Raw genomic sequence first — 12517 nt, 5'->3', positions numbered from 1 at the left:
ACCATGTCGGCCGTCGGTGAACTGCAGAACCTGGAATGGTACAGCGGCGTGCCGCGCTCTATCCGCACGCCGGTCTGGATCGGCGCGCTGCTGGTGGCGCTGGCCTTTGGCGGCTTTGGCACCTGGTCGGCGACGGCGCCGCTCTCGGCGGCGGTCGTTGCCCAGGGCAGCTTCGTTGCCACAGGCGAAAACAAGATTGTCCAACACCTCGAAGGCGGCATCATCAAGGACCTACTGGTGCGCGAGGGCGACAAGGTCATCGCCGGCCAGAGTCTTCTGCTGCTCGACGAGACTTCGGCCAATGCCACCACAATGCAATTGCAATTGCGCGCCATCCGGCTTGAAGCCATTCGCGCGCGCCTGAATGCGGAAGCCCTGGGACTGGATGAATATGTGCCCCCTGACTCGGTCAGGCAGCATATGGCCAATCCGGACATTGCCGCCGTTGTTGAGGGGCAGCGCACCAACTTCCTGGCAGGCCGCGAAAAGCTCAATAACGAACTGGGACTGATCGAGCAGAACCTGGCCGCATTGCGCTTCCGCATTTCGGGCCGCCAGGCTCAGATCGCATCCATGCAAAGCCAGTTGGCCCTGTTGCGCGAGGATCACGCGGCCATGCGTGAGCTGTTTGCCAAGGGCGTGGTCGCCCAGTCCCGCGTGCGCGTTGCGGAGCGCGCCATTCTCGATGCGGAGGGCGATATCTCCCGGCTCGAGTCTGAAGTTCAGGAAACCCAAACCCAGATCGAAAAATACACCGGTGAGATGGTCCAGGCGCGTGACGCTGTGCGCCAGGCCGCGCTCGATGAAATGCAGACGGTGGAAGCCGAACTCGAAGCGCTGCGCGAACAGACCCGCCAGGCCCAGAACATTCTCAACCGGACCACGATCTCTTCGCCCGTCGCTGGCACTATCGTGCGCATGTATTACCACACGACCGGGGGCGTGGTGGAAAGCGGCCTGCCCATCTTCGAAATCCTGCCTGCCGATGTGCCACTCATCGTCGAGGTGCTGATCCCGCGCATGCAGATCGACGAGGTCAAGGAAGGCCAGGCGGCCAATATCCGCCTGACGGCCCTTAACCAGCGCACCACGCCCGTGCTCGAGGGTGAGGTGCAGTATATTTCGGCCGACACGGTCGCCGGGGTCGAGGGCACCCAGCGGGACGTCTACCTGGCGCGGATAACCATTTCATCTGACCAGATCGGACGCATTCCCGGCTTTTCGCCAACTCCGGGCATGCCGGCCGAAGTGCTGGTGCGAACCCGCGAGCGCACCTTCCTCGACTATCTGGTCAAGCCGGTCACCGACAGCATGGCCCGGGCCTTTCACGAGCAATAGCCGACCGCACGGTCCCTTATCAGTCTGGCGCGAAGCGCCATCCTCCTGCGCATGCCCATCCGTTCGCGGGCCGCTTCCTGGCCCTAGCGAGCCCCTTGCTTGCCAGTCATTTGGTTATGTAGAATAACTAAATGTCCGGGCGCTAGTTTGGCCGGTCCGGGGTAGAATGCCGGGAGGGCATCGCGTCATGGCATCAGATCAATCCCGGTCGTCCACAACCGCAAAGGCGCTGGAGGCCGCAGGAGACCGGGAAACGGCGCATGACATCGGAGCCCTGGACACTGCAAGTGCCGGCGCCGACGCCAAGCTGGCGCCGACCCGGCCCAGCCTGGTCCAGCGGCTTATCTATGGTCCGCCGCCCGGCGCGGACGAGCTTCGGGCCGGCGGGGTCATGGCGGCCGCCCTGACCAAGGCGAGCCATCCCGTTGTCGACAAAGCGTTGGAAAAACTGGCGGCGGGTGATGCCTTTGCGGCAGACGGCAAATTGTCCGAAGGCCTGCGTGCCACGCTGGCAGCGGAAGGGGCCTATGGTCTGACCGTGGCATCAGAATTCGGTGGGCGGGGCGAGAGCTATCTGCAACTGGCAGCGGTCGAAGAGGCTCTGGTTGCCAACGGCCTGGGCCCTATGGCAGTGGAAATTTCCGGGCATCTGACCATCGGCGCAGGCTCACTGATCGGCTATGGCTCCGAGGCGCAGCGCAGCACCTTTCTGCCCCTGGTGGCCGAGGGCGTGCCGATGGGCTTTGCGCTGACCGAGGTCGGCATCGGCGTCAATGCCAAAAAGATCGAGGCCTATGTCGAGCGCGACGCCGCGGGAGATTTTCGTCTCTTTGCCGAAGGAGCCCGCAACAAGCTCTGGATCACCAATGCGCGCCATGGCGCGCTGGTCGCTATCGTTGCGCGTCTGGGGCAGGGCGGCATGCAGCTCGGTCTGTTCCTGACGCAATTGCCCGATACCGATATCGAAGCCGAAACCGCTGGCTGGTCCTTCCGCTGCGAGCCTTCCGGCGTCGCAGCCTTCACGGCCAACCACAATAGCCGCCTCCATTTCTCCAATTATCCCATCCCCGCGGGCAATCTCATCGAGGGCGACGGGGTCGAGATCCTGTTCTACAGCCTGCGCCTTGGGCGCTGTATGCTGGCGGCCATGTCAGCGGGCTACCAGCGCATGCTGGCCTGCGACGCGGCCAACTATGCGCGGCAGCGGCAAGGCGTGGGCGGTCTGGTCATCCGGCACGAACTGCCGCAACTGGCGCTCGGGCGCATGCTGGGTGGTTCCCTGCAGGCGCGCGCGCTGGCTTTTCTCGCGCTCAGCCAGGACGCGTCGGGCGCCGATCTTGCCGGTCTGCGCGACCTGACCAAATCGGCTGCGGCCCAGACAGGACTGGAAACCATGGTGGCCTGCGAGCACGTCCTGGGCGGGCGCAGTTTCGCTGCCGGCAGCCGGGTCAATGCAGCGCGGGTCAATCTCCATTTGTTCGGCGTGGTCGAAGGTGAGGATGAGATGATCCGCATGGGCATGGTGCGCGACGTGACCATGCCGTTTGTCGAGCGCTACCTGGCGCCGCTGCTCGGCGAATTGCGGGCGGTCAACACCGATGACGCCGGCAAGATCATGCCCGCTGATCAACGCATTCTGGTCGTTGGCCCCAGGGCGCTCTGGCATCACCCGCGCAGAACGTTGACGGCGCTTGGACGGATGATCCGCAATCCGGCCCTCTATCGGCTCGGTGCCTGGATCGGACGCAACCTGTTAGTGGACCTCATGCGTCCGATCTCGCCGGTTCGGCGGAATGCCGGCCAGGATCTGCCCGACAAGGCGCTGCGCGCGCACGCCCGCTTTGCCACTCGCGAACTGGCGCGCCTGCGCTGGACCTATCTGCGCCTGAGCCTGACTTTCCAGTTGGAACTGGCTTCCGCGCAAATGGTCATGCAGCGCTTCGGCCAGCAGATCGAATGGCTGGTCTCCATCCTCGCGCTCTGCCACCATGCTGCCGCGGAGGATCCGAGCCAGTGGCGGGCCGCTGATCTCCAATGTACGCTTCTGACCGAAAAGGTTCGAGCGGGACGGGTGGGGCTCCGCACAGGCAATTTGCGTCGTCTGCGCCGGCGCGTCGCAGCCGTTGGCGCTGATCTGGTGAACGGCTCGGCGTCCCTGTTGCACGGATTGGAGCCCGAGCCATTTGCACATCCCTTTGATCTTGAGGACAGTGCCGCACCCTAGGCAGTCCGGCACCACCGGAGGCCCCGCACGGTGTTCAACACTTGCATCTCGTTTAGTTATGCGACATAACTAAATACAGGAGGCGTATGTTCATGAATGCTCAACTGACCCCGTACCGTGCGGTCCGGCTCGGAAACATGGCTGCGAAGGCTCATCGCCGCGCCGACGGCACGACGATCATCGGTTCGGTTGATCCGCTTGGTCCTCATCCGCGCTCCATTGTCGACGCGCTGGAAGCCTGGGCGGGCAAAACGCCAGACGCCCTGCTCATTGCCGACCGCGAGGGCGATGGCTGGCGCAGGCTGAGCTATGCTGACGTCATGGCGCGCGTTCCGCCGCTCGCGCAGGCGCTGCTCGATGCAGGGCTGTCGGAGGAACGTCCGTTGATGATCCTCTCCGGCAATGAGATCGAGCATTTCCTGCTCGGCATGGCCGCTATCTGGGTTGGCATTCCATATGCCCCAATCTCGCCGGCCTATTCGCTGATCTCTACCGACTTTGGTAAGCTGCGTCACATTGCCGGCCTTCTTACCCCCGGCATGATCTACGCGAGCGATGGTGCGAAATTCGCTCCTGCGATTGATGCGGTCTTCGGTGCCGATGTGCCGCTGATCGTGCGCTCCAATCCCATCGCCGGTCGCGCCGTCAGCATCTTTGCCGATCTGCTGCAAACCGCGGTCACCCCGGCCGTGCAGCAGGCGCACGACGCCATTACGCCCGAGACAATTGCCAAGGTGCTGTTCACCTCTGGCTCGACCGGCCTGCCAAAGGGCGTCATCACCACCAATCAGATGATGGCCTGCAACCAGCAGATGATCCGCCAGGCGCTGGCTTTTGTTCAGGATGAGCCGCCCGTCTTGCTTGACTGGATGCCCTGGAACCATGTGGCCGGCGGCAGCCACAATACCGGTATCGCCATCTATAATGGCGGCAGCTTCTATATCGATGATGGCCAGCCCACCCCGGCGCGCTTCGGTCGCACATTGGAGAACCTCAAATCGGTCCAGCCGACCCTGTTCACCAATGTGCCCAAGGCCTATGAATTCCTGGTCGCCGCATTGGACGAGCATCCCGAAGCGCGCCGCAATCTGTTCGCGCGGTTGAAGCTGCTGCAATATGCTGGCGCGGGCCTCAGCCAGCATGTCTTTGATGGGCTCGACAAGGCGGCGCGCGCAGAGACCGGCGAGCGGGTGATGATCATCACTGGCTATGGGTCGACCGAGACGGCGCCCTTCGCCTTCACCACCACCTGGCCCGTCGAGCAAGCCGGCCATATTGGCCTGCCCGCTGCTGGCATGACCATCAAGCTCGTGCCCAACGGCGACAAGACCGAATTGCGCCTCAAGGGTCCCAATGTCACGCCAGGCTATTGGCGGGACGAGGACAAGACGCGCGAAGCCTTCGACGAAGAGGGCTTCTACAAGATCGGCGATGCCGCGCGCTTTGCCGATCCTGATGACCTGACCAAGGGCTTCGTCTTTGATGGCCGGGTCTCCGAGGACTTCAAGCTTTCAACCGGCACCTGGGTCAATTTCGCGGCCGTGAGAGGGGGGGTTATCTCCGCCTGCGCGCCGCTCATCCGCGATGTGGTCGTCACCGGGCTCGACCGCAATTTCATCGGCGCCATGATTTTCCCCGACCTGGCTGCCTGCGCCCGTTACGCCGGCTTGCCCGCTGAAACGGACGCGGAGCGCATTCTTGCCCAACCCGCCGTGCGCGAGAAATTTGCTGACAGCCTGGCTGCCTTGGCTCAACGCTCCACCGGCAGTTCCAACCATGTCGCGCGTGCCTTGCTGATGGCAGATGCGCCCGACATCGACAAGGGCGAGGTGACCGACAAGGGGTCGATCAATCAGCGGGCGGTGCGCACCCATCGCGCCGCGCTGGTTGAAAGCCTATATGCCGACACCCCCGGTCCCGATATTTTCGTTCTTTCCCGGAAAGGCGCCTGAACCATGAGCAAAGGCCTTCGCCTCACTTTCGATGACGCCTACCTGCTCGGGGGTGCGCGGACACCCTTCGTGGATTATCGCGGGGCACTGGCGGATATTTCCCCGATTGACCTTGGCATCAAGGCGGCCCGTGCTGCCATCGAGAAGACCGGCGTAACGGCTGCCGATATCGGCCACACCATTGCCGGTTCGATGGCCCAGGCCTCGTTCGACGCCTATGTCACCCCCCGTCACATCGGGCTTTACGCCGGCGCGCCAATCGAGGCGCCGGCCCATCTGGTGCAGCGCATCTGCGGCACTGGTATCGAGGTCATCGCCCAGGCTGCTGACTCGGTGTCTCTGGGGCGCGTTGACCTGGCGCTGGCGGCGGGCTGCGAAAGCATGAGCCGCAACCCGATCGCCGCCTATACCCACCGCAATGGCTTTGCCATGGGCAAGGTGGAGTTCAAGGACTTCCTTTGGGAGGCGCTCTACGATCCCGCCGGTTGCGTCAATATGGGCGACACGGCTGAAAATCTGGCCAAGCAGTACAACATCCCGCGCGAGCGGGTGGACCGCTTTGCCGAGCGCAGCTTCAACCGCGCCATTGCGGCGCGGGATGCCGGCATTCTGGCCGAGGAAATTGTGCCGGTGATCACCGAGAGCTTTGAAATCGAGACCCTCGACAAGCGCGGCATCAAGCTGCCGCGTGGAGTGGAGAGCGTCGATACCGATAGCCACATCCGCCCCTCACCCTACGAGGTGTTGTCCAAGCTGCGTCCCGCATTCGGCGGCGTGCAGACCGGCGGCAATTCTTCTGCCATCGTCGATGGGGCAGGGGCCGTGCTGGTGGCCTCGGGTGCGTATGCAAAAGCCAATGGGCATACCCCTCTCGCCCGCATTCTCGCCAGCGCTGCAGTGGGCGTGCCACCCCAGATCATGGGCATCGGCCCCGCCCCGGCCATCCGCGCCGTTCTCGAAGTGGCGGGCATGACACTCGACCAGATCGACCGGGTGGAAATCAACGAAGCCTTCGGCGCCCAGATCCTGGCTTGTGTCGATGAGTTGGGCCTTGATGAAGACAAGCTCAACGTCAATGGCGGAGCGATTGCCATTGGCCATCCGCTGGGCGTCACCGGCATTCGCCTCGGCCTGACCCTGGCCAATGAACTCAAGCGCTCCGGCACCCGCTATGGTATCGCCTCGGCCTGCATCGGCGGCGGGCAGGGCATTGCGCTGCTCATCGAGAATCCGGAGGCGGCGTAATGGAAGTTTCCGGTAAGGTTGCTTTCGTCACGGGCGGCGCTTCAGGTCTGGGTGCCGCCACGGCGCGCACGCTGGCCGCCGCGGGCGCGAAGGTGGGTATTTTCGACCGCGACGCCGCCGGGGGAGAAGCCATTGCCGACGAACTGGGCGGCCGCTTCTTCGCGGTCGATGTTTCCGATGCTGCCAGTGCCGAAGTGGCGGTCACTGCGGCTATGGAAGCGCTCGGCGCCCCTTCGGTGCTGGTCAACTGCGCCGGCATCGGCACAGCCGGGCGGATCGTGGGGCGGGACGGCCCCATGGCGCTCGATGCCTTCACGCGGGTCATCAATGTGAACCTGGTGGGCAGCTTCAACATGATGCGGCTTTGCGCCCATGCCATGTCGCTGGCTGAGGCCGACGCAAATGGCCAGCGCGGCGTGATCATTTCCACCGCCTCGGTCGCTGCCTTCGAAGGCCAGATCGGCCAGGCCGCCTATGCGGCGTCCAAGGGCGGTATTGTTTCTCTGACGCTCCCTGCGGCGCGCGAATTTGCCCGCTTCGGCATTCGCGTTCTCGCCATTGCGCCCGGCCTGTTCCTGACGCCGCTGCTCGAGGGTCTGCCGCAGGACACCCAGGATGGTCTGGCCGCCGCCATTCCCAATCCGCCGCGGCTCGGCAAGCCTTCCGAATTTGCTGACCTGGTCCTGGCCATGGTGGGCAATGACTATCTCAATGGCGAAGTGGTGCGGCTCGACGGCGCCCTGCGCATGCAGCCCAAATAGGAGCCGGCTATGTTTTTCAACACCACGCGGGTGGAAATCCAGTTCGGTGACTGCGATCCGGCGGGCATCGTCTACTATCCCAATTATTTCCGCTTTTTCGACAATGCCACGGCCGCCATGCTCTCGGCGGCCTTCGCCATGCACAAGCGCAATTGGCTCGATCATTTCGGTATTGCTGGCATCCCCATGGTCGATACCGGCGCCCGCTTCATCCGGCCCTCAAGCTTCGGCGATGTGGTCGAGATCAGAAGCCAGATTACCGATTTGGGCCGCTCCAGCTTTGCGGTAAAACACAGCCTTCTCAGGGAAGGCGAACTTGCCATTGAGGCTCATGAAAAGCGCGTTTGGGTGGTGCGCGGCGAGGATGGTGGTATTCGTTCTGCACCGCTGCCCGACGAGGTTCGTACGCTATTGAGTCAGCCAGCATGACCAGCCCGAAGGAAGAATTGATGACCAAAGAGCAGGTGCTCACCATCACTGAAACGGGCGCGATCTGCCATTTGCAGCTCAACCGCCCGGACAAGCGAAACGCGCTCAACGACGACCTTATCGCCGCACTCGACGGCTTCTTCGCGGCCGTGCCCGCTTCGGCGCGGGCGATCGTCATTTCCGGCACGGGCGGGCATTTCTCTTCCGGACTCGATCTCTCCCAGCATGTGGCCCGACAGCCTCTGGAGGTGATGGCCCATTCGCGCAATTGGCACCGGGTGATGGCGATGATCGCCAACTCGACCGTGCCGGTGATCGCGGCCATGAATGGCGCGGTCATGGGCGGCGGTCTGGAACTGGCCGCCACCTGCCATGTGCGCGTGGCTGAACAGACTGTACGCTTCCAAATGCCCGAGGGCCTGCGCGGCATTTTTGTTGGCGGTGGCGGCTCGGTGCGTATCTCGCGGCTGATCGGGCCTGACCGCATGACCGAAATGATGTTGACCGGCCGCTCCTATTCGGGCGTTGAGGGTGAGCGCCTGGGGCTCGCCCACCACGTGGTGCCCGAAGGGCAGGCGCTGGACAAGGCATTCGAGCTGGCCGAGCGCATCGCCAAGAACTCGCCAACCATCAATGGCTTCATCATCCAGGCCATCGCCCAGATCGGCGCCATGCCGCCCGAAGCAGGCCTCTATGCGGAAAGCCTTACGGCGGCGCTGAGCCAGACCGGCCCGGATGCCGAAGAGGGGCTGCGGGCGTTCTTGGAGAAGCGCCCCCCGGTATTCCGATAGCTTCGCCTTGTGGCACTGCGGGTAATCAGGGAGGATGTCAGATCAGCCGGTCCAGCAGGGCCAGCAATTGTGCTCGCGCCTCCGGCCCTCCCAGCAGCGTCACCGTTTCCTCTTCGAGCTGCGCGTGCCGGGCCTGCGCCTTGGTCAGAAACGCCTTGCCCGCGCCCGTGAGGTGCAGGGCATTGGCCCGCTTGTCTTCGAGCGAGGGGATGCGTTCCACCAACCCACGTTCCTCTAGGCCGTGCACCAGCGTAACGAAATTGGCCCGCTTGATGCCCAGTACTTCAGCGATTTCGGTCTGCTTGCGGCCGGGATTGTCGCCAATCAGCACCAGCACCGAGTATTCGGCCGGCCGGAGCTTGAGCTCGTCGAAGACGGCCAGGAATTTCTGGAACACACTGAGCTGGGCACGGCGTAGCCGATAGCCCACAATGGAGGTCGTTGCATCCGTCCGCAGCGCGGCGTCGCGTTCATCAGGGGCAGCAGAAGAGGTCTTGTTCCGGCGCATCGTCAGGCGACCCTAGCGGGGAGAACCAGGAAGGCAAGCACACATGCGGGCACAGGATGCGAATGCGTGGGATAACTTCAACTCGCGCCAGTGACCAGAGAGCATGCTGCACACGATTCGGTTATCAAATCAGGGGGCGCATTTGCCAATTTGGCGGCACTTCTCCACAATCCTATAATCTGGGCGTTATGGGTTGGCGTATAATTGTCATTTTACTTGACCAGCCTCGGCGCCCTAAAAACGCTACGATGCATGGGGGGAGACCTGAGTGTTTAGAGACGAGTCCCCGTTAGGACGAACTGTGGTGGGCTTGGCCAGAATGCTGGCCATTGCCGGCGGGCTGGTTCTGCTGGCCATGGTTGCCATGATCGTGATCAGCATTATCGGGCGCGCCCTTCTGTTCATTGGTCTCAAGCCGATCACCGGCGACTATGAACTGGTGTCGATCGGCATGGGGTTCGCAGTCTTCGCCTTTATGCCCTGGGCTCATCTGACCCGCAGCCACGCCCTCGTTGCCTTGGTAACCGACAGTTTTGGCATGCGGGCCAATAGCTGGATCCTGGTGATCACCGACGTCATGATGGTCGTCGCCTCCTGGTTTATCGCCTGGCGCCTGTATTTTGGCATGATGGACAAGTTCGCCTATCGCGAAACCACGCTGCTGCTGCGCTTCCCGCTCAGCTGGGCCTATGCAATGGCCTTTGTCGGCGCCGTCGCGCTGGCCGTGGTCGCGGTCTATGTTCTGGGGCGTTCCCTTACCTGCGCGCTTCGGGGTGAAGCTGAGCCCAAGCGGGCAGGGGGCGAGCTATGACCCCTTTGATGCTGGGCTTTCTCGGCCTGCCCGCCGTTCTCATCCTGATCTTTCTGCGCGTGCCCATCGGCATCGCCATGCTTGGCGTCGGCATCTTCGGCAGCTGGCTGATCACTGGCAGTTTCAATCCCGTCGCTGCCCAGTTCAAGAATCTCACCTATTCCACCTTCGCTTCCTATTCGCTGTCGGTGGTGCCGCTATTCCTGCTCATGGGGCAGTTCGCCACCCTGGGCGGCCTGTCTGCAGGTCTGTTCAATGCGGCCGCAGCCTGGCTTGGCCATAAAAAGGGCGGGGTGGCCATGGCCGCTATCGGCGCCAGCGCCGGCTTTGGCGCCATTTGCGGCTCCTCGCTGGCAACCGCAGCCACCATGGGCCAGGTGGCCCTGCCCGAGTTGAAGAAATATGGCTATTCCGGCGCCCTTTCGACCGGCGCAGTGGCAGCTGGCGGTACGCTGGGCATTCTCATTCCGCCCTCGATCATCCTGGTGATCTTCGCGGTGCTGACCGAGCAGAACATCGCCAAGCTCTTCATGGGCGCCTTCGTGCCGGGGATACTGGCCGCCATCGGCTACATCATCGTCATCATGCTCTATGTCCGCATGGTGCCCGGGTCCGGTGGCGTGCGCGAAAGGTTGCCCTATAGCGAGCGGTTCCGGGCCCTGGCCAGAACCTGGCCGGTACTTGCCGTCTTCCTGCTGGTGATCGGCGGCATCTATGCCGGCATCTTTACGCCCACGGAGGCAGCAGCTGTGGGTGCCGCCGGGACCTTCATTATTGCACTGGCGGCCCGCAGCCTGGATCGCAAGACGATCATGGAAGCCTGTCTTGCTACCGCCAGCGCCACCGCAATGATCTTCCTGATCGTGCTCGGCGCCGCCGCACTCAACAGCTTCCTGGCGCTGTCTCAGGTACCCCAGGTCATGGCGGCCTGGGTCGGCGAGCAGGGCTTTAATCCCTGGGTGGTCATGATCCTGGTGTTGATCTTCTATCTGGTCATGGGTTGCGTCATGGATTCGCTCTCCATGATCCTGCTGACCGTGCCGATCATCTTCCCCATGATGTCAGTGCTCGATTTCGGTCTTACGCCGGATGAGTTCGGTATCTGGTTTGGCATCATCGTGCTGATCGTGGTCGAGGTTGGCCTGATCACGCCGCCGGTGGGCATGAATCTGTTCATCATCAATTCCATGTCTTCTGGCACCCGGCTGTCCGAGACATATCGCGGCGTCCTGCCCTTTGTGGCCAGTGACCTGGTCCGCACCATTATCCTGGTCGCATTCCCCGCCATCACGCTCTGGCTGGTGTGGCTGTTGTACTAGGAAAAACTAGGGCGGCGTTCGGCAAGCAGGCCGAGCGTCGCATCTGAAACGGCCATGTTGGCCACGACGAGGGAGGAATACCCAATGAAGACCAAGACTTTCGTGACAGCAGCGCTGGCTGCGCTTGCCCTGTCCACGAGCGCTTTTGCCCAGGAAGTGACCCTGCGCATCCACCAGTTCCTGCCGGCCCAGGCGACCATGCCGGCCCAGGCGATTGAGCCTTGGGCACAGAAGGTCACCGATGAGTCCGATGGCCGCATCAAGTTTGAGCTTTATCCGGCCATGCAGCTCGGCGGCGCCCCCCCGGAACTCTACGACCAGGCCAAGGACGGCGTGGTCGACATCATCTGGACCGTGCTCGGCTATACCCCCGGCCGCTTCCCCAAATCGGAAGTGTTCGAACTGCCCTTCATGATCCCGAATGGCGAAGTGGGTTCGGCCGCTTTCTACAATTACGTGCAGGAAAACTCGGCTGACGAGTTTGCCGGCGTTCACGTTATCGCCCTGCACACCCACGGTCCGGGCCTGTTCCACTCCAAGGATCCGATCAACAGCCTCGAAGACCTTGCTGGCATGAAGGTGCGCGGCGGTTCGCGCATCATCTCCGACATGCTGGCCAAGCTCGGCGCCGAGCCGATCGGCATGCCGGTGCCCCAGACGACCGAAGCGCTGTCCAAGGGCGTGATCGATGCGACCACCGTTCCGTGGGAAGTGACCCCGTCCATCCGCATCGCCGAACTGGTCAAGAACCACACCGGCTTTACCAGCCAGTACGGTCTTTACACCCAGACCTTCGGCTTCGTGATGAACATGGACAGCTATAACAACCTGCCCGACGACCTGAAGGCCGTGATCGATGCCAATTCCGGCCTCGAGACCTCGCGCATGTTCGGCCGCGTCATGGACAATGGCGACGCAACGGGTCTGTCGATCGCGGTGAATGCCGGCAACAATGTCGTGCAGCTCGACGAGGCAGAAACCCAGCGTTGGATCGAGGCCGCCCAGCCAACCATCGATCAGTGGTTTGCCGATGTGGAAGCCCAGGGCATTGACGGCAAGGCTCTCTACGAAGCGGCTCGCGCCGCCGTCGCTGCCGAGATGTAAGCAACTTTTTTAGATGCAAACAATGAGCCCGGCCA

At 62.8% G+C, this 12517-nt stretch carries 11 protein-coding genes; 10 read left to right on the top strand and 1 reads right to left on the bottom strand.

Annotated features, from left to right (window positions below):
* Window positions 1-3: 3 nt before the first annotated feature.
* The 7 genes from ACE4RL_RS00530 to ACE4RL_RS00500 all read left to right on the top strand — a co-directional run bounded on the left by ACE4RL_RS00530 (window position 4) and on the right by ACE4RL_RS00500 (window position 8740).
* The gene (locus ACE4RL_RS00530; protein WP_375598603.1) at window positions 4-1338 is read left to right on the top strand and encodes an HlyD family type I secretion periplasmic adaptor subunit; all 1335 of its coding nucleotides are present in this window, start codon (window positions 4-6) and stop codon (window positions 1336-1338) included.
* A gap of 187 nt (window positions 1339-1525) precedes the next feature.
* Window positions 1526-3562, top strand: coding sequence for an acyl-CoA dehydrogenase family protein (locus tag ACE4RL_RS00525; RefSeq protein WP_375598602.1), 2037 nt, complete (start codon window positions 1526-1528; stop codon window positions 3560-3562).
* A 92-nt stretch (window positions 3563-3654) separates the two neighbouring features.
* Window positions 3655-5514 carry a feruloyl-CoA synthase gene (locus tag ACE4RL_RS00520; protein ID WP_375598601.1) on the top strand — a complete coding sequence of 620 codons (1860 nt, stop codon included), beginning with the start codon at window positions 3655-3657 and terminating at the stop codon, window positions 5512-5514.
* A 3-nt stretch (window positions 5515-5517) separates the two neighbouring features.
* Window positions 5518-6759, top strand: coding sequence for a thiolase family protein (locus ACE4RL_RS00515; RefSeq protein ID WP_375598600.1), 1242 nt, complete (start codon window positions 5518-5520; stop codon window positions 6757-6759).
* Window positions 6759-7520, top strand: coding sequence for an SDR family NAD(P)-dependent oxidoreductase (locus ACE4RL_RS00510; protein WP_375598599.1), 762 nt, complete (start codon window positions 6759-6761; stop codon window positions 7518-7520). Before ACE4RL_RS00515 ends, ACE4RL_RS00510 begins: the two co-directional genes overlap by 1 nt.
* Window positions 7521-7529: 9 nt before the next feature.
* Window positions 7530-7949 carry an acyl-CoA thioesterase gene (locus ACE4RL_RS00505; RefSeq protein ID WP_375598598.1) on the top strand — a complete coding sequence of 140 codons (420 nt, stop codon included), beginning with the start codon at window positions 7530-7532 and terminating at the stop codon, window positions 7947-7949.
* Window positions 7946-8740 carry a crotonase/enoyl-CoA hydratase family protein gene (locus ACE4RL_RS00500; RefSeq protein WP_375598597.1) on the top strand — a complete coding sequence of 265 codons (795 nt, stop codon included), beginning with the start codon at window positions 7946-7948 and terminating at the stop codon, window positions 8738-8740. Before ACE4RL_RS00505 ends, ACE4RL_RS00500 begins: the two co-directional genes overlap by 4 nt.
* A 37-nt stretch (window positions 8741-8777) precedes the next feature.
* Here ACE4RL_RS00500 and ACE4RL_RS00495 read toward each other — a convergent pair whose 3' ends face one another.
* The gene (locus ACE4RL_RS00495) at window positions 8778-9248 is read right to left on the bottom strand and encodes a MarR family winged helix-turn-helix transcriptional regulator (RefSeq protein ID WP_375598596.1); all 471 of its coding nucleotides are present in this window, start codon (window positions 9246-9248) and stop codon (window positions 8778-8780) included.
* Between the two features lie 304 nt (window positions 9249-9552).
* Between ACE4RL_RS00495 and ACE4RL_RS00490 the strand changes: the two genes are divergently transcribed.
* The 3 genes from ACE4RL_RS00490 to ACE4RL_RS00480 all read left to right on the top strand — a co-directional run bounded on the left by ACE4RL_RS00490 (window position 9553) and on the right by ACE4RL_RS00480 (window position 12482).
* On the top strand, window positions 9553-10059 hold the full coding sequence (locus ACE4RL_RS00490) for a TRAP transporter small permease (RefSeq protein ID WP_375598595.1): 507 nt from the start codon (window positions 9553-9555) through the stop codon (window positions 10057-10059).
* Window positions 10056-11378 carry a TRAP transporter large permease gene (locus ACE4RL_RS00485; RefSeq protein ID WP_375598594.1) on the top strand — a complete coding sequence of 441 codons (1323 nt, stop codon included), beginning with the start codon at window positions 10056-10058 and terminating at the stop codon, window positions 11376-11378. The genes ACE4RL_RS00490 and ACE4RL_RS00485 overlap by 4 nt, the downstream gene beginning before the upstream one ends.
* An 84-nt stretch (window positions 11379-11462) precedes the next feature.
* On the top strand, window positions 11463-12482 hold the full coding sequence (locus tag ACE4RL_RS00480; RefSeq protein WP_375598593.1) for a TRAP transporter substrate-binding protein: 1020 nt from the start codon (window positions 11463-11465) through the stop codon (window positions 12480-12482).
* The last annotated feature ends 35 nt before the right edge of the window (window positions 12483-12517 follow it).

It is taken from the genome of Devosia polycyclovorans (assembly GCF_042181575.1).
Lineage (GTDB): Bacteria > Pseudomonadota > Alphaproteobacteria > Rhizobiales > Devosiaceae > Devosia > Devosia polycyclovorans.
Note: the sequence above shows the minus strand (reverse complement) of the source record. Positions and strands in the feature narration are given on the sequence as shown.

Excerpts from the sequence above, each read along its gene's own strand:
- ACE4RL_RS00530 (WP_375598603.1), top strand. The coding sequence starts at position 4 with ATGTCGGCCGTCGGTGAACTGCAGAACCTGGAATGGTACAGCGGCGTG.
- ACE4RL_RS00525 (WP_375598602.1), top strand. The coding sequence starts at position 1,526 with ATGGCATCAGATCAATCCCGGTCGTCCACAACCGCAAAGGCGCTGGAG.
- ACE4RL_RS00520 (WP_375598601.1), top strand. The coding sequence starts at position 3,655 with ATGAATGCTCAACTGACCCCGTACCGTGCGGTCCGGCTCGGAAACATG.
- ACE4RL_RS00515 (WP_375598600.1), top strand. The coding sequence starts at position 5,518 with ATGAGCAAAGGCCTTCGCCTCACTTTCGATGACGCCTACCTGCTCGGG.
- ACE4RL_RS00510 (WP_375598599.1), top strand. The coding sequence starts at position 6,759 with ATGGAAGTTTCCGGTAAGGTTGCTTTCGTCACGGGCGGCGCTTCAGGT.
- ACE4RL_RS00505 (WP_375598598.1), top strand. The coding sequence starts at position 7,530 with ATGTTTTTCAACACCACGCGGGTGGAAATCCAGTTCGGTGACTGCGAT.
- ACE4RL_RS00500 (WP_375598597.1), top strand. The coding sequence starts at position 7,946 with ATGACCAGCCCGAAGGAAGAATTGATGACCAAAGAGCAGGTGCTCACC.
- ACE4RL_RS00495 (WP_375598596.1), bottom strand. The coding sequence starts at position 9,248 with ATGCGCCGGAACAAGACCTCTTCTGCTGCCCCTGATGAACGCGACGCC.
- ACE4RL_RS00485 (WP_375598594.1), top strand. The coding sequence starts at position 10,056 with ATGACCCCTTTGATGCTGGGCTTTCTCGGCCTGCCCGCCGTTCTCATC.
- ACE4RL_RS00480 (WP_375598593.1), top strand. The coding sequence starts at position 11,463 with ATGAAGACCAAGACTTTCGTGACAGCAGCGCTGGCTGCGCTTGCCCTG.